This window comes from Nocardia sp. NPDC056541, assembly GCF_042794235.1.
Classification (GTDB): domain Bacteria; phylum Actinomycetota; class Actinomycetes; order Mycobacteriales; family Mycobacteriaceae; genus Nocardia.
Genome location: NZ_JBHTUD010000015.1, coordinates 167,018 through 182,802, shown reverse-complemented (window position 1 = coordinate 182,802; position 15,785 = coordinate 167,018). Strand labels below are relative to the sequence as shown.

The window sequence follows — 15,785 nt, the reverse complement described above, 5'->3', positions numbered from 1 at the left end:
GCCCGGACCGCCTCGCTCCTGATCGCCGCCGCGAACGTCGTGGCGGCGATCAGTGCGTTATCGGCTGGGGTAGTCCGCGCCGGCGGGAGCGAAGGGGTAGTCGAGCCAGCGGTCGCGGTTGGTCCAGCCGACGAGGTCGTAGCGCCAGCGGAACGGCCAGGTGTGGGCCACGGTGTTGAACAGCACGGCGCCGAGGGCGGTGTAGTCGTCGTGGGCCGAGAGCAGGGCCCGCTGACCTCGTTCGGATTCGGTGAAGAAGGCGTCGAACATGGCGATCGACTGATCGGTGGTGAGCCGGCCGAGACCCCACAGACCACGCATGCGCATCCAGTAGACGGCCCTGGCCTGCCACGGCCAGAGGGCTCCGATCGGGTCCTCGCCTCGCTGCACCGCGGCGACGGCGGTGTCGGCCAGCGCGAGGGAGTCGGCCACGCTGTAGCCGGTGCACGGGTGCATCATCCCGCCGCGCGAGCCGAACGGCACCGCGATCGCCGTGCCCTTCTTCGGGGGCCGCTGATCCAGGGGATAGTGGGCGGCTTCGTGCGGTTCGTCGCCGGTGAGCTGGATACCGTGTGCCGCGAGTCTGTTCAGCGTGCGCTTGCGTAACTCGTGCTGCGGCATCCCGCCGCGTAGCCCGAGGCTCGTCTCCTCGAAGATCACCGACCCGTCCCCGAGCGGTACCGCGTAGAGGAACGACGGCGGCTCGTCCGGGCCCGCCCCGTTCTCCGGCCGCCAGTCCAGCAGCAGCCCTTCACCTTCGGCGACCATCGGTGCCGCGGTCTGCGCGTCCACGAAGATCCCGTGCGCCGAGGCGGCCCTGCGCCGGCCCAACGTCGGCAGCCCCCGCGTATCGAACACCGCCCCCGCCGAGATCACCGTGCCGTCCGCGAGTTCCACCTCGTGCGCGTCCACCCGCCGCGCCCGATCCGCGAAGACGGTCGCGTCGTCCAGGGCCAACGCGGCGTGCAGCCCAGCCTTGGAGAGCACGCAATACGGCCGCTCGATCCGATGCTTGCCTGTGGTCCACACTGTCGGCGCCGCGATGCGCTGCGCGATCGCACTCGCGGGCAGCCACTGCGGCAGTTCGTCGATCCAGCAGGAGAAGGTCGGCGGAAACAGCCGCTCCGGCCGCGGATCCACCGCGGCCACCCGCAACCCGGCCACCGCGGCCCGATGCGCCAACCCCCGCCCGGCCGGCCCCAGCCCGACCACACAGATATCGAATTCCCGCACAACACTCACGTCCGCATTCAATCGGCCCCACCCATCGCCACGCAAGCATCAGTGACCCGGTCGTCACACCGCCTCGACGCCGCGATTCCTAGTCCTCCAAGGCCAGGGCCTGGCGCATGGTCAGGCGAGCTTGGGTCTGCATCAGCGAGCGGCGGTAGATCTTCTCGGCGATGACGACGATTCCGTAGGTGGCGATCGCCATCAGGGCGAGGGCGATGAAGGGTTCCCACCAGGCGGCGGTGCCGTCGGCCAGGCGGGCGGGCATGGCGACGATGGACATGATCGGGACATAGGAGCCGATGACACGGGCGGTGCCGGTGAGGAAGATGCCCGCGAACAGCACGATCATGATGAGCAACCCGAGCGGAGTCGAGGTGGACTGGAGGTCTTCGCTGCGAGTGGCGAGCGCGCCCGCGACAGCCCACAGGCTCGCCAAGGCGAGGAAGCCGACGAGGAAGAAGACGATGAACCAGCCCGCGGCCCCGGCGATCTGGCCCAGCTGAGCACCCTTGCCGGTGACGGCCAACCCGATCAGCCCGGCACCGACGAACACGGCCAACTGCGCGAAGGCCAGCGCCGCGTTGCCCACGACCTTGCCGATCAGCAACTGCCGCAACGGAATCGCACTCGCCAGGATCTCCACGATCCGGTTCTGCTTCTCCTCGACCACGCTCTGCGCGATGGACATGCCGAACAACACCGACGCCATGTAGAAGAGGAACGCGAAGACGAACGAGATGCTCTTGGCGAGCCCGGGATCGATCGCGCCCTGCTCGAGCAAGCCGTAGGTCACGGTGGCACCGCGCCCCAATTCGTCGAGCGAAACGCCCGCGGCGGCGGCATTGCGCTGCAACGCGAGCTGCTGGGCGGCGGCGGTGATGTAGGTGGTCGCGGCGTCGTCCTCGGCGGTCTTGCCGATCAGCTGCCACCCGCTGGGTTCGGCGGGGACCAGGCCCACGTCGACCGCGTCCTCGCGCACCAGCTGCTCGACCGCGGCCCGGTCGGCGACGGGCCGTGCGGTGAAGCTGGTGTCGGTACCCGCGCCGGAGGCCAGGGCGTTCGCCGTTTCGAGCACGACAGAGGTGTCCGAACCGGCGATCGCCACATCGATCTTGTCGGGTCTGCTGCTGAGGAACCCGGTGAGAATCAGCGACGCGACGATTACCACGAGCGTCACCACCGTCGAGATGACGAAGTTGCGGTCACGCAGTTTCACCGCGATCTCCCGCGCGGCGACGATCCGCCACACGCCGTTCACGCGTCCGCTCGGCATGATCGGGCGCCCTCCGTGGTCACCTGAGCTACCGCCGCCAGGCGCTGAACTCTCATGCCGTCACCTCCCGGTAGATCTCGGCGACCGTCGGCCGCACCTCGGCGAACTCGCGCACCGAACCCCGCGACAGCGCCTCCTTCAGCACCCCGTCGGTGCCGCCGCCGTCGACCTCGAACAACACGCCCCGCCCGGTACTCTCGACCACCCGAACCCCCGGATACCCCCGCAACCACCCCGCATCGTCTTCGAGCACCAGCCGATACCGCGAGCCACCGGTGGACCGCAGCTCCTCGACCGAGCCCTGCCCGACCACCCGGCCCGCGGCGAGCACGACCAGCTGATCGCACAGCCGCTCCACCAGATCCAGCTGATGTGAGGAGAACAGCACCGGCACGCCCTGATCGGCGTACTCGCGCAGTAACTCCACCATCGAATCCACGGCCATGGGGTCGAGCCCGGAGAACGGTTCGTCCAGGATCAGCGCCGACGGCTGCGCGATCACCGCCGCCGCGATCTGGACGCGCTGCTGATTGCCCAGCGACAACGATTCGAGTTTGTCCTTGCCGCGCGTGCCCAGATCGAACCGCTCCAGCAGGCTTTCGGTACGCGCCTTGGCCTTGTCGGCGGGCAGCCCACGCAGGCGCGCCAGGTACACGAGCTGGTCGAGCACCGGCTGCTTGGGATAGAGCCCCCGCTCCTCGGGCATATAGCCGAACGAGCGCCGGTCCAGCTCGGTCACCGGCCGTCCGTCCCACCGCATCTCGCCGGACTGAACGGCCAAGACGCCCATGATCATTCGCATGGTGGTGGTCTTGCCCGCCCCGTTACCCCCGACGAACCCGGTCAGCGCACCGGGCAGGACGGCGAACGACACGTCGTCGACCGCCACGTTCTCCCCGAACCGCCGCGTCACATGGGCGACTTCCAACATCGAACTCCCCGTCCTTTGTTGCCTGGCCCACAACCGTACCGGTGCCGCGGTTCACGTGGCCGTGATCAGCGTGGCGACACCCAGGTGGTGATGTCGGCGTGCACGACCTCGATGCCGTCCTTGTCGTAGATCGAGACGGGGACCGTCAGTTCCTGGCCCTTGGTGATCGCGGCGAAGTCGGGGATCTCGTCGAGCTTCGCCACGGCACGCAGCCCGGATTCCGCCTTGGCCAGGTACTGGACGTTCATCGACTTGGGGATCCAGCGGTGGGTGGTGGGGACGGTGGCCTCGCTGAGCATGCCCATCGCCACCTCGGCGAGATTGCAGGCCGCGATCGCGTGGAAGGTGCCGAGGTGGTTGTGGATGCCGAACCACTTCGGGGAGGTCACCTCGCAGACGCCGGGCTCGAGGCGGATCACCTGGGGGAGCACGGTGCCGAAGTAGGGGACCCGGGCGACCATGCCGAGCGAGAACAGCGCGTGCCCGATGCGATTGTCGGGCAGCTTCTTCCAGCCGCGGTAGGTCGCGGTTTCCTGTGTCATGAGCACTATCTTACTCAAAAGTAAGTTCTGTGGTAACCCTCCGGTGGTCAGGCGGGGCGACAAGCCAGCTACCATTCATCGGTACAGCCCAGCCGGCGGTGCGGTCGAGGTGGAAGCCCCCTGTGGGCGTGATCGATACCTCATGACCCCCGATTTGAAGGACGTCGTCGGCATGGTGCATACTGTTCGGGTTGCCTTGCGCAGGATCGACCGACTCCTCGGAGCGGATGGTCCGGGCAGGGGGAGCAGTAGTTTGTATCTCGCCGGTTCACCGGTGTGGATACGTTCGGTACCACGCACTTCCGACCGATGGTGAGCAGATGACCGGGGTCGGAGAATAAGCGTTAGGGCGACACGCCCGACCGCGTGGGCCGGAGAACCATGACAGATGAACAGCGGCGAGGACTAGGTAGTGCCTTTTGGTGCGCCCTGGTTGCGGGTCTTTCAGTGGGAAACCACGCTGAGGCGTCTTTCTTGTGTTCGGGCTGTGCAAATTGAGGGTGGTGCGGGAGTTCAGCTCCTGTGACCACGAAGGAAAGCGGAGAAAAGGACACTTAGCGTGGCGGGACAAAAGATCCGCATCAGGCTCAAGGCCTATGACCACGAGGCGATCGACGCGTCAGCGCGCAAGATCGTGGAAACGGTGACCCGCACCGGCGCCCGTGTGGTCGGGCCTGTGCCGTTGCCGACCGAGAAGAACATCTACTGCGTCATCCGTTCGCCGCACAAGTACAAGGACTCGCGCGAACACTTCGAGATGCGCACGCACAAACGCCTCATCGACATCCTCGACCCGACGCCGAAGACGGTGGACGCGCTCATGCGCATCGACCTCCCGGCCAGCGTCGACGTCAACATTCAGTGACGGGGACTCGAGACATGACTGACAACAAGAACCGGCCCGCAGCCGGCATCCTGGGCACCAAGCTCGGCATGACCCAGGTCTTCGACGAGAAGAACCGCGTCGTCCCGGTCACCGTCATCAAGGCGGGCCCGAACGTGGTCACCCAGATTCGTACCGTGGAGCGCGACGGCTATTCGGCCGTGCAGATCGCTTTCGGCGCCATCGACCCGCGCAAGGTGAACAAGCCGACTTCCGGCCAGTTCGCCAAGGCCGGTGTCACCCCGCGTCGCCACGTCACCGAGATCCGCGTCGCGGATGCCTCCACCTTCGAGATCGGCCAGGAACTCTCGGCTGATGTCTTCGAAGAGGGCACCTACGTCGACGTGACCGGAATCAGCAAGGGCAAGGGCTTCGCCGGCACCATGAAGCGTCACGGCTTCAAGGGCCAGGGCGCCTCGCACGGTGCGCAGGCTGTGCACCGTCGCCCGGGTTCCATCGGTGGCTGTGCCACTCCCGGCCGCGTGTTCAAGGGCATGCGCATGTCGGGTCGTATGGGTAACGACCGCGTCACCACGCAGAACCTCTCGGTTCACAAGGTCGACGCCGAGAACGGCCTGCTCCTGGTCAAGGGTGCTATCCCTGGCCGCAAGGGCAACGTCGTGATCGTCAAGAGCGCCGTGAAGGGTGGTGCGCACGCATGACCAGCCTCGACAAGAAGGCCAACCTGACGCTGACCGTTAAGGCCGCAGGCGGCAAGACCGAAGGCACCGTCGAGCTCCCCTCGGAGATCTTCGACGTGACCGCCAACGTCGCGCTGATGCACCAGGTCGTCATCGCTCAGCTGGCCGCCGCTCGCCAGGGCACCCACTCCACGAAGACTCGTGGCGAGGTCTCCGGTGGTGGCAAGAAGCCGTACCGCCAGAAGGGCACCGGCCGCGCCCGTCAGGGCTCGACCCGTGCGCCGCAGTTCGCCGGCGGTGGCACCGTCCACGGCCCGCAGCCGCGTGACTACAGCCAGCGGACCCCCAAGAAGATGAAGGCCGCCGCCCTGCGCGGTGCCCTCTCCGACCGGGCCCGCAACGAGCGCATCCACGTGATCACCGAACTGGTCGCGGGTCAGAACCCGTCGACCAAGACCGCCAAGGACTTCCTGGCCGAGCTCTCGGGCCGCAAGAAGTTCCTGGTCGTCGTCGGCCGCGAGGACGTCGCCGCGTGGAAGAGCGTGGCGAACCTGCAGAACGTGCTGCCGATCGCCCCGGATCAGCTCAACACCTACGACGTGCTCAACAGCGACGACGTGGTGTTCAGCGTCGAGGCCCTGAACGCTTTCGTTCACGGTCCCGCCGAGGCGGCCCAGGAGGAGAGCAAGTGAGCACCATCGCCGACCCCCGCGACATCCTGCTCGCACCGGTCATCTCGGAGAAGTCCTATGGGCTGATCGAGGAAGGCACCTACACCTTCCTGGTGCACCCGGATTCGAACAAGACGCAGATCAAGATCGCCGTTGAGAAGGTTTTCGGCGTCAAGGTCACCAGCGTCAATACCGCCAACCGTCAGGGCAAGCGCAAGCGGACCAAATTCGGTTACGGAAAGCGCAAGGACACCAAGCGCGCACTCGTGACCCTCTCGGCCGATAGCAAGCCCATCGAGATCTTCGGAGGACCGGTCGCGTAAGCGCCTGGGACTCCAGAAAGCGAGAAGAACTCATGGCAATCCGTAAATACAAGCCGACTACGCCGGGCCGTCGTGGCTCCAGCGTCTCGGACTTCGCCGAGATCACCCGGTCGACGCCGGAGAAGTCGCTGCTGCGCCCGCTCACCAAGTCCGGTGGTCGTAACGCGCACGGTCGCATCACCACGCGTCACCGCGGTGGCGGTCACAAGCGTGCCTACCGTCTGATCGACTTCCGTCGACTGGACAAGGACGGCATCCCGGCCAAGGTCGCTCACATCGAGTACGACCCCAACCGCACCGCCAACATCGCACTGCTGCACTTTGCCGACGGCGAGAAGCGCTACATCATCGCGCCGAAGGGCATCAAGCAGGGCAGCCCGATCGAGTCCGGCCCCACGGCCGACATCAAGCCGGGTAACAACCTGCCGCTGCGCAACATCCCGACCGGTACCACGATTCACAACGTGGAGCTGCGTCCGGGCGGCGGCGCCAAGATGGCTCGTTCCGCCGGAATGAGCATTCAGCTGCTGGGCAAGGAAGGGCCGTACGCGACCCTTCGTATGCCTTCGGGTGAAATCCGCCGTGTCGACGTGCGCTGCCGCGCCACCGTCGGCGAGGTCGGCAACGCCGAGCAGTCGAACATCAACTGGGGCAAGGCCGGCCGTATGCGCTGGAAGGGCCGTCGTCCTACCGTCCGTGGTGTCGTGATGAACCCGGTCGACCACCCGCACGGTGGTGGTGAGGGTAAGACCTCCGGTGGTCGCCACCCGGTCTCCCCGTGGGGTCAGCCTGAGGGCCGTACCCGCAAGCCCAACCGCCCGAGCGACAAGCTCATCGTTCGCCGTCGTAAGACCGGCAAGAAGCGCTAAGGAGGAGGTAAGAAATGCCACGCAGCCTCAAGAAGGGCCCGTTCGTCGACGACCACCTCCTCGCGAAGGTGGACGTGCAGAACGAAAAGGGCACGAAGCAGGTCATCAAGACCTGGTCGCGTCGCTCGACCATCATCCCCGATTTCATCGGGCACACTTTCGCCGTCCACGACGGTCGCAAGCATGTCCCGGTGTTCATCTCGGACAACATGGTCGGCCACAAGCTCGGTGAGTTCGCGCCGACCAGGACGTTCAAGAGCCACGTCAAGGACGACCGGAAGAGCAAGCGGCGATGACTGAAACCATTCAGAACCCGACTGCACGCGCAACCGCCAAGCACGTTCGGGTCACCCCGATGAAGGCCCGTCGAGTCGTGGACCTGGTCCGCGGCAAGAGCGTCGAGGACGCGCTGGCGATCCTGCGGTTCGCACCGCAGGCTGCCAGCGAGCCCGTGGCCAAGGTCGTGGCTTCGGCCGCGGCGAACGCCGAGAACAACCTCGGCCTCAACCCGGCCACCCTGGTCATCTCGACTGCTTTTGTCGACGAGGGCGCCACCATGAAGCGTTTCCAGCCGCGGGCCCAGGGCCGTGCGTTCCGGATTCGTAAGCGCACCAGCCACATCACCATCGAGGTCGAGAGCGTGCCCACCACCGGCGCTGCCACTCGTAGCCGCCGGAAGGGAGGGGCAAAGTAAATGGGACAGAAAATTAACCCCCATGGCTTCCGCCTCGGTATCACCACCGACTGGAAGTCGCGTTGGTACGCGGACAAGCAGTACGCGGAATACGTGAAGGAAGACGTTCAGATCCGCAAGCTCCTCGCCACTGGCATGGAGCGGGCAGGCATCTCGAAGGTCGAGATCGAGCGCACCCGTGATCGCGTCCGTGTGGATATCCACACCGCGCGTCCCGGCATCGTGATCGGTCGTCGTGGCGCGGAAGCCGACCGCATCCGCGCCGAGCTGGAGAAGCTCACCAAGAAGCAGGTTCAGCTGAACATCCTCGAGGTCAAGAACCCCGAGTCGGATGCGCAGCTGGTTGCTCAGGGTGTGGCCGAGCAGCTGTCCAACCGTGTGGCGTTCCGTCGTGCGATGCGTAAGGCCATTCAGTCGGCCATGCGTTCGCCGAACGTCAAGGGCATCCGTGTGCAGTGCTCGGGCCGCCTCGGTGGCGCCGAAATGTCGCGCTCGGAGTTCTACCGTGAAGGTCGTGTTCCGCTGCACACGCTGCGTGCGGACATCGACTACGGCCTCTACGAGGCCAAGACCACCTTCGGTCGCATCGGTGTGAAGGTCTGGATCTACAAGGGTGACATCGTCGGTGGTCGTCGTGAACTGACCGCCGCCGCCGCTGCTCCGGAGCGCCCGCGTCGCGAGCGTCCGAGCCGCCCTCGTCGGTCCGGCGCCACTGGCACCACCGCGACCAGCACCGAGGTCGGTCGCGCCGCCACTGCAGTGGCGGAGGCTCCGGCAGAGAACAAGGAGGGCTGACGCATGCTGATGCCCCGTCGCGTCAAGCACCGCAAGCAGCACCACCCCGGTCGCTCGGGCATGTCCAAGGGCGGCACCGCGGTGGCCTTCGGTGAGTACGGCATCCAGGCTCTCGAGCCCGCCTACGTCACCAACCGTCAGATCGAGTCGGCGCGTATCGCAATGACCCGCCACATCAAGCGTGGCGGCAAGATCTGGATCAACATCTACCCCGACCGCCCGCTCACGAAGAAGCCGGCCGAAACCCGCATGGGTTCCGGTAAGGGTTCGCCGGAGTGGTGGGTCGCGAACGTGAAGCCCGGTCGGGTCATGTTCGAGATGTCTTACCCCAACGAGGAGACCGCTCGTGAGGCCCTGCGCCGCGCGATGCACAAGCTCCCGATGAAATGCAGGATCGTGACCAGGGAGGAGCAGTTCTGATGGCTACCGAAACACCGGCCGCAGAGCTCCGTGAGCTCAACGAAGAAGAGCTCGTGGCACGCCTGCGCGAGTCGAAGGAAGAGCTGTTCAACCTGCGCTTCCAGATGGCGACGGGTCAGCTCGACAACAACCGTCGACTGCGCGTCGTCCGCCACGAGATCGCGCGCATTTACACGGTCATGCGTGAGCGCGAGCTCGGCCTGGCCACGGCGCCCGCTGGCAAGGGAGATGCGGCATGAGCGAGAACACCGAAGAGCGCAACAGCCGCAAGGTACGCAGCGGCTACGTTGTCTCCGACAAGATGAACAAGACGATCGTCGTCGAGCTGGAAGACCGTCACCGGCACAAGCTCTACGGCAAGATCATTCGCACCACCTCCAAGGTGAAGGCGCATGACGAGAACGAGATCGCCCACGTCGGCGACCACGTTCAGCTGATGGAGACCCGTCCGCTGTCGGCCACCAAGCGCTGGCGTCTGGTCGAGGTCCTGGAGAAGGCCAAGTAAGGTCCCTCCTCGATCCATCGAGATCGTTTGTACGAAGGCCCGTTTCCCTTTTGGGAAGCGGGCCTTCGTCGTTCGACGACCCGATGCCGTCACATGACAAAGGCCCGCTCCCGGTGTGGGGGCGGGCCTTTGCGGTATGGGCCGGGTCAGCCGGTGAAGGCGTAGGGCTGGCGGATCTTGTGGGCGAATTCGACGATGTTGGTGACCGTGCTGCTGGGGACGCCGACTTCGCTGCCGATGCTGCGGGCCGACCAGGATTGGTCGGTGAGTTCGAGGATCTCTTCGATCTGGTCGAGGGTCAGGCGCAGGGGGCTGCGGTGGGCGATGCGGCGGGCCAGGGCGCGGACCTCGGTGTCTTCGTCGAAGTCGAAGTCGTCGGGGGCAGGGAGATCGTCGTCGTCTTCGTCGGGGACGTCCAGGTCGACCGGGTCCGGTACCGCGGGCTCGTCGAGATCGGCAGCGGGGATTGTTGTCGGGTGCGAGACGGCTGCCGTCGGCGCTGAGGTCGAGGCGGTGGTGTCTGTCCGCTCGGGGACTGGGGCGGCGGATTCGGCCGGCTCTGGGGTGGGCTCGGTGTGTGGTGCGGGCGCCGGCTGCAAGGCCAGTTGCTCGCCGGGTTCGGCGGTGAGGGTCAGTTGCTCCGGCTCCGCGGCGGGGGGCTGGGGATCGTTGTGCACCGTTACCGGATCGGTGATCGGTGGAGTGTCGCCATCAGGGTCACGGGCGACGGTGCCGGCGTGCATCGTCGCCTCGGGAACCGGGTCGGTACCGGTCGCTTCGCCCGCAGGGGAGTGCGCGGCGGCGGTCACCGGTATTCGCCGCAAGGTCGCGGCGACCCCAGTGGTCCGGCCGACGTGCTCGGTGCCGTTGCGGCGATGGTCGGCGGCCGCCTTGTGGATGAGTTCGAGGGTGCCGGGGGCGCTCGGCTTGTCGGAGGACGGGCGGCGCAGGCCGTGCGGGTAGGTGCGTTCGGCCGACGGCGCTGCGATGCCCTCGGCCGCTGCGACCAGCGGCGCCGCGCTCGGCGCCGAGGTATCGCGAACCACCGGCTCCGAGACGATCGGCTGGTCGAGGCTGTCGGCGGGGTTCGCCTGCTCGGAAGCCGCGGCGGTCTCGAAAGCCGTTCCGGTTGTGGTGGAGATCAATTCGTCGGTGCCTGCGGCGGACGCTGTTTTCACGGCGGCGAACTCGAGATCCTCGGTCGCCTCGGTCGCCTCGGTCGCGACGTCCGCGGCCTCGTGCCCGCCGAATGTCGCGGCAGTCGCGACGTCGGTGGGGGTCGCGGTTGCACGGAGGTCGTGTTTCGCCGCCGAATGCGGAGCGGTCGAGCTGACGACAGCCGGGTCGATCAGCGGTGATCGGAGTTCGGGCGCGACTGCGATCCTCAGAGTGTGCCCGAGCGCCCGCCTGTCGGCGGCGAGGGAGTCGGCCGCCTGCTGCGGGAACGCATGAGAAGCCATCCGTTCGGATGCGGAATACCCGGCGTCCCCTGGCAATTCGACGGAGGCGCTCTCGATCAACATCGCGTACCGAGCGGAGACCCACGCGTGCAACCAGATCACCACACCCACCATCACCGGGGCGATGGCGAATTCGGCTGCGCGACCGAAGGATCCGGCGGCCAGGTGGGGGCCCGCGTTCAAGGCGATGGTGGTGCCGAGCAGGGCGAGTTCGAACACGATTACTTTGCCGCGGTCCAACTCACGCCCCCAGCGGGCCGCGGTGGTCGCGGTGACCATGATGACGATGATCGGGATCGAGATCATCGCCTCGATGCCGTAGCTGAGCCAGTACAGCGGGTCGCTCATGTCGCCGCTCGGCACGAGATTGCGTTGCACGTTGACCCCGGCCCACACCATGCCGAGAACGACGACCCCGATCAGCGCGCGCGATGACCATTCCGACCGCCGGTACAACTGGGCCAGGCGCGCGTCGGCGCTCGACACCCGTCGTCGTGCGGCCAGCGCCTTGCGATGCCAGCGCGCGTCGGCTTCGTCGGTGCGGCGGATGAGGGCGCTGGTGCGGCGGTCGCGTTGTTCGGCGGCGAGCTCGTCGCCCACGGCGCGCCGACGCTGTGTGCGCCGCTGCGTGCGAATCCATTCGGCCAGTTCCCGTTCGGCGCGGATCTCGTCGTCGGAGAGCGCGTCGTAGAGGGCCGTGTCGTGTTGGAGGGGGAGCTTGTCGCGGGCTGTGGCGACCTGCTGGGCGAGCGCCGTGATCTCGGTGTTCGGCGCGATCGCGGCATTCTCGCTCAACCGATCGTCGGACATGTCGCGCCTTCCGCCACTCGAACATATGGACTATCGAACATATGTGTGATTGCCAGAGAGCGTAAACGCCGACCGTGCCCCGGTCAACGACAACGAGTCGATTCCGCCGAATCCCCGGCGGCGACACGCCGGAATTCAGGAATCGGTGTCGCCGTCGAGCAGCCGTTTCTCATACGACGCGCGGCTCGACGATCCGGCCACCGCCGCAACCTGATTCGGTACCGTTCGCCGCAAGACGAAGTCGCGCAACCACTGTGGCAGCGCACCGGACAGGCCGAGTAGCGGCCCGAGATGTGCGGGCAATGTCACCTCGAATCGCGGCCGTGCGACAACCTCGAGCACTGCCGTGGCGACATCGCTGGGCTGAAGCAATTGTGCTGCGCCGGTATCGGTTCCGACCGCCAATTCGGTTTCGACCACCCCGGGCATGATCGCCGTCAACCGCACGCCGCTCCCGCGCAATTCCTCGCGAACCGCTGTCAGATACCCGAGCACTCCGTGTTTGGTCGCGGCGTAGGTCGCTTCACCGGCGGGGGAGACCTTGGACGCGATCGACGCGATGGTGACGATGTGCCCGCGCCCGCGTGTCCGCATCGCAGGCGCCGCCAGTCGCACCCCGCGGATCACTCCGTGCAGATTCACCGCGAGCATGCGCGCGGTCGCGCTGTCGGGTTCGGCGTCGAACGACCCGACCCACATCACCCCGGCATTGTTGACGAGCACGTCGATCGGTCCGAGGATCGCCTCGGTGACGGCGAGGAAGTCGTGAAACGACCGCTCGTCGGTCACATCGAGTTCGCACCCGTGCACGGTTCCCGGCAGCCCGGCCGCGGCCGCGCGCGCCGCGCTGCCCGACAGGTCACCGAGACACACCCGAGCCCCCGCGCCTGCGAACTGCCGCGCGATCTCCAGCCCGATCCCAGCGGCACCGCCGGTCACCGCGACGACCCTGCCGGTGTGCGTACGTTTCATGGCGGACATGCCCTCTCGGTGGAAACCGCTACATCTGGCATGTTGTCATGCCAGAAATTGTCGCCAGTATTCCACGCCATCACAACGCGGCGATAGCCTCAGCGGTGACTTCTGGACACTCGATCACCAGGCGCCTGCTGCGTTCGACTGATGCACAACACTCGGCTGACAGCGCGGCGCTCAACTGCCCAGCTCGGGTCGGCTTCAGCGCAGGGCGGTGTGCCAGACGACGGCGGCGGCGAGTGCGCCCGCGCCGTTGAGCGACCAGTGCAGGGCGATGGGTGCGAGAAGGCTACCGCTGCGGCGGCGCAGCCAGGTGAACACGACACCCGCGGCGGCCGTGGCCGCTACGGCGAGTGCTATCCCGGCCATTTGGCCGAGCACGCCGCCGCCGACGATGCTGGACAGTCCCTTGTTGCCGGAGGTGAGGCCGAACGAAGACGCGATGTGCCAGAGGCCGAACATCAGCGAGCCGGCGGCGAAGAGCCCGCGGACACCGAGGACCCGGTCGAGTGTGCCGTGCAGTACCCCGCGGAAGGCGAGTTCTTCGGGGATCACCGTCTGCAGCGGGATCACGATCATCGACGCGATCAGTGCGCCCGAGATCGTGGCGTAGCGATCGGCGAGGAAGAACGGCCTGGTGAGCGGCAAGAGAGCGCCGATCGCGACCGCGGTGAGCACGATCCCGACGGCACCGAGCGCGTACACCGTGCCGCGCTTCCAGTGCCTGGGTGACAGCCCGAGTTCCGCCCAGCCCAGCCCCCGCCTGCGCATCAGCGCCAAGAGCGCGAACGCCGCGACGGGAACGGTGACGATATTGGCCCACGCGGTCGTGAAGTGAGCGATCAGATTGGTGCCTGCCAGCACGACGACGACCACCGCGATATCGATGTAGGCATGGAGCTTCGGCGGGGAATCGGCAACGGCGGGTACGGGCACCCGACCGAGTGTACGGAAATATCACGAAACGAAAACGGTCCGGTGAATGCGTGAAAACCCGCTACCCCCGCGTTGAGCGGCCCGGAATGAGCCCACCAAGATCGACAGTCGGCGCGGTGCTGTGAGCTACTCGACAGCCGACCCGGACCATCCGGCCATATCTGTCCAGGCCTGCAACTCGCGCCGCGTCTCGAACCGTCGCGGGGCCCCGCTGATCGGATCCGTGAATTCGAGCGAGGCTGCCAGCAATTGCAACGGCCGCGTGTAATCGTCGACCGACTTATCGGTGATCACGGGGTAGAAATCGTCGCCGAGAATCGGCACGCCGAGCCCGTTCATATGCAGGCGCAGCTGATGGGTTCGCCCGGTGTGCGGGCGAAGGCGGTAGCGCCCGAGCCCGTCGCGGTGTTCGACCAGTTCGACCTCGGTCTCGGCATTGGGCTCGCCGTCCACCTCGAAAGCGGCGAGCACCTGCTTCTCCTTGATGATCCGGCTGCGCACGGTCCGCGGCAGCGCGAGGGCGGGATCGTCGGGCGCGATGGCCTCGTACTCCTTGCGCACGGTCTTGCGGTGGAACATCGTCTGATAGGCGCCGCGCCGGGCCGGATTCACCACGAACAGCAGCAGGCCCGCGGTGACCCGGTCCAGTCGGTGCGCCGGGATCAGGTCGGGCAATTCGAGCTCGTTGCGCAACCGCACCAGCGCCGTTTGGAGAATGTGCTGACCGCGCGGGATCGTCGCCAGGAAGTGCGGCTTGTCGATCACGAGGATGTCGTCGTCGCGGTGCACGATCCCGATCTCGAACGGCACCTCGGTCTCGACGGGCAGATCGCGGTGGAACCATACGGCGCCGCCCGGCACGAACGGCGCGTCCGGTCTCAGCGGGCCTTCCAGATCCACGATCTCGCCCGCCACCAGCATCGCGTCGATCCTGGCCGGATCCACCCGCGGCAACCGCTCGACGAGGTGGTCGCGCACGGTCGTCCACTGCCCGTCCTCCGGGAGCCGGAGTCGGGCGGGATCGAGGCCGTGCCGTTTCGGCAGCGGCGGCTGCTGCCTACGTCGCATAGGAAGAAGTGTTGTCGAGCCGGTGGAGCCGGGTGCTCTCGGCCCCTCGGAACCTGCTCGACGTCGTCGATCACGCGGTGCGTGTGGCCAGCCCGGGGTAGTCGATGATCAGACCCGACTCGTCGTAGTCCAGGGTGGCGTGGAAGTCGAATTCAGGAGCGCGGTAGTCGTAGCGCTGACCTACCCCGTCGGCGATCCGGCGATAGTGTTGCGGTAATCGGGCCGCGGTGAGGTCGGCGGCGCGCACATAGGCGGCGGGCGCGTCGGCACCGTCGCCGACCGCGAGCCCGAGGCGGTGCACCGGCAAGGCATTGGTGAACGCCGACGCCTCGAGATCGATATCGAGACACCCGTCAAGCTCGGGCGCGACCGTGCCGTCGACCTGCCAGCGCCCCAGCCCGTCGGACTGCACGGTCACCGACCGCCTGCCCTCGGGATACCGTCCGACGATCTGCGCCGACCGGGTGTGCCAGCTCCCGTCGAGCCGCAGCCGGTAGTCGATCACCCAGGTGATCCCGTCCTCGACCGCCGTCGCGCACCCTTCGACGAGAACTCCGCGCGCATCGTCACGGAAATACGTGACCTCGAATCCGGTACGCGCGTCCCGGTGTAACCAGGCGGCCGAAGAGGGCAGCGGAGTGAACATGGGAAACGCATTCCCGCAATTCCGTCGCTCAATCGCTAACCTGCCCGCTGATCGAGCACCATCAGTTTCGCTTCGACGAGGACTTGACGCGCACGCCGTCGCACCCGGCA

20 protein-coding genes are annotated in these 15,785 nt (G+C 66.9%); 11 read left to right on the top strand and 9 right to left on the bottom strand.

Annotated features, from left to right (window positions below; all coding sequences use genetic code 11):
• Positions 1-57: 57 nt before the first annotated feature.
• From ACFQ9R_RS25500 to ACFQ9R_RS25485, 4 genes are all read right to left on the bottom strand, one after another.
• Positions 58-1,242, bottom strand: coding sequence for a lycopene cyclase family protein (locus ACFQ9R_RS25500; RefSeq protein ID WP_378993701.1), 1,185 nt, complete (start codon positions 1,240-1,242; stop codon positions 58-60).
• Positions 1,243-1,321: 79 nt separating this feature from the next.
• Positions 1,322-2,506, bottom strand: a complete 1,185-nt coding sequence (locus ACFQ9R_RS25495; protein ID WP_378993699.1) for an ABC transporter permease — start codon at positions 2,504-2,506, stop codon at positions 1,322-1,324.
• A gap of 52 nt (positions 2,507-2,558) precedes the next feature.
• Complete coding sequence (locus ACFQ9R_RS25490) at positions 2,559-3,437, bottom strand: ABC transporter ATP-binding protein (RefSeq protein WP_378993697.1); 879 nt, start codon at positions 3,435-3,437, stop codon at positions 2,559-2,561.
• Positions 3,438-3,502: 65 nt separating this feature from the next.
• A complete protein-coding gene (locus tag ACFQ9R_RS25485) occupies positions 3,503-3,979 on the bottom strand; it encodes a hotdog fold domain-containing protein (protein ID WP_378993695.1) in 477 nt (158 codons plus the stop codon).
• A gap of 559 nt (positions 3,980-4,538) precedes the next feature.
• Here ACFQ9R_RS25485 and rpsJ point away from each other — a divergent pair.
• Genes rpsJ through rpsQ form a run of 11 tightly spaced genes read left to right on the top strand, consistent with a single transcriptional unit; the run spans position 4,539 to position 9,780 of the window.
• A complete protein-coding gene (gene rpsJ / locus ACFQ9R_RS25480; protein ID WP_040804197.1) occupies positions 4,539-4,844 on the top strand; it encodes a 30S ribosomal protein S10 in 306 nt (101 codons plus the stop codon).
• Positions 4,845-4,858: 14 nt separating this feature from the next.
• Positions 4,859-5,524: a 50S ribosomal protein L3 gene (gene rplC / locus ACFQ9R_RS25475; RefSeq protein WP_071926407.1), complete on the top strand. Its 666-nt coding sequence runs from the start codon at positions 4,859-4,861 to the stop codon at positions 5,522-5,524.
• A complete protein-coding gene (gene rplD / locus ACFQ9R_RS25470) occupies positions 5,521-6,195 on the top strand; it encodes a 50S ribosomal protein L4 (protein ID WP_378993692.1) in 675 nt (224 codons plus the stop codon). Before rplC ends, rplD begins: the two co-directional genes overlap by 4 nt.
• Entirely contained in the window at positions 6,192-6,497 is a 306-nt protein-coding gene (gene rplW / locus ACFQ9R_RS25465) for a 50S ribosomal protein L23 (protein WP_067448314.1), read from the top strand. The genes rplD and rplW overlap by 4 nt, the downstream gene beginning before the upstream one ends.
• A gap of 32 nt (positions 6,498-6,529) precedes the next feature.
• On the top strand, positions 6,530-7,366 hold the full coding sequence (gene rplB, locus ACFQ9R_RS25460) for a 50S ribosomal protein L2 (RefSeq protein ID WP_056818484.1): 837 nt from the start codon (positions 6,530-6,532) through the stop codon (positions 7,364-7,366).
• A 14-nt stretch (positions 7,367-7,380) separates the two neighbouring features.
• Positions 7,381-7,662: a 30S ribosomal protein S19 gene (gene rpsS, locus ACFQ9R_RS25455; protein ID WP_056818481.1), complete on the top strand. Its 282-nt coding sequence runs from the start codon at positions 7,381-7,383 to the stop codon at positions 7,660-7,662.
• The gene (gene rplV, locus ACFQ9R_RS25450; protein ID WP_067448312.1) at positions 7,659-8,060 is read left to right on the top strand and encodes a 50S ribosomal protein L22; all 402 of its coding nucleotides are present in this window, start codon (positions 7,659-7,661) and stop codon (positions 8,058-8,060) included. Before rpsS ends, rplV begins: the two co-directional genes overlap by 4 nt.
• Positions 8,061-8,855, top strand: a complete 795-nt coding sequence (rpsC, locus tag ACFQ9R_RS25445; protein ID WP_266296840.1) for a 30S ribosomal protein S3 — start codon at positions 8,061-8,063, stop codon at positions 8,853-8,855.
• A gap of 3 nt (positions 8,856-8,858) precedes the next feature.
• The gene (gene rplP, locus ACFQ9R_RS25440) at positions 8,859-9,275 is read left to right on the top strand and encodes a 50S ribosomal protein L16 (RefSeq protein WP_266296839.1); all 417 of its coding nucleotides are present in this window, start codon (positions 8,859-8,861) and stop codon (positions 9,273-9,275) included.
• Positions 9,275-9,514 (top strand): 50S ribosomal protein L29, encoded by a 240-nt coding sequence (rpmC, locus tag ACFQ9R_RS25435; protein ID WP_056818473.1) that lies wholly within the window; start codon positions 9,275-9,277, stop codon positions 9,512-9,514. Before rplP ends, rpmC begins: the two co-directional genes overlap by 1 nt.
• Positions 9,511-9,780, top strand: coding sequence for a 30S ribosomal protein S17 (gene rpsQ, locus ACFQ9R_RS25430; protein ID WP_056818470.1), 270 nt, complete (start codon positions 9,511-9,513; stop codon positions 9,778-9,780). The genes rpmC and rpsQ overlap by 4 nt, the downstream gene beginning before the upstream one ends.
• 146 nt (positions 9,781-9,926) lie before the next feature.
• Here the strand turns inward: rpsQ and ACFQ9R_RS25425 are convergent, their stop codons facing one another.
• The 5 genes from ACFQ9R_RS25425 to ACFQ9R_RS25405 all read right to left on the bottom strand — a co-directional run bounded on the left by ACFQ9R_RS25425 (position 9,927) and on the right by ACFQ9R_RS25405 (position 15,675).
• A complete protein-coding gene (locus ACFQ9R_RS25425; protein WP_378993689.1) occupies positions 9,927-12,050 on the bottom strand; it encodes a hypothetical protein in 2,124 nt (707 codons plus the stop codon).
• A gap of 135 nt (positions 12,051-12,185) precedes the next feature.
• Positions 12,186-13,022: an SDR family oxidoreductase gene (locus ACFQ9R_RS25420; RefSeq protein ID WP_378993721.1), complete on the bottom strand. Its 837-nt coding sequence runs from the start codon at positions 13,020-13,022 to the stop codon at positions 12,186-12,188.
• 204 nt (positions 13,023-13,226) lie between these two features.
• The gene (locus ACFQ9R_RS25415; RefSeq protein ID WP_378993687.1) at positions 13,227-13,961 is read right to left on the bottom strand and encodes a type II CAAX prenyl endopeptidase Rce1 family protein; all 735 of its coding nucleotides are present in this window, start codon (positions 13,959-13,961) and stop codon (positions 13,227-13,229) included.
• 126 nt (positions 13,962-14,087) lie between these two features.
• On the bottom strand, positions 14,088-15,029 hold the full coding sequence (locus ACFQ9R_RS25410; protein WP_378993685.1) for an RluA family pseudouridine synthase: 942 nt from the start codon (positions 15,027-15,029) through the stop codon (positions 14,088-14,090).
• A 70-nt stretch (positions 15,030-15,099) separates the two neighbouring features.
• Entirely contained in the window at positions 15,100-15,675 is a 576-nt protein-coding gene (locus ACFQ9R_RS25405; protein WP_378993683.1) for a putative glycolipid-binding domain-containing protein, read from the bottom strand.
• Between the last annotated feature and the right edge of the window lie 110 nt (positions 15,676-15,785).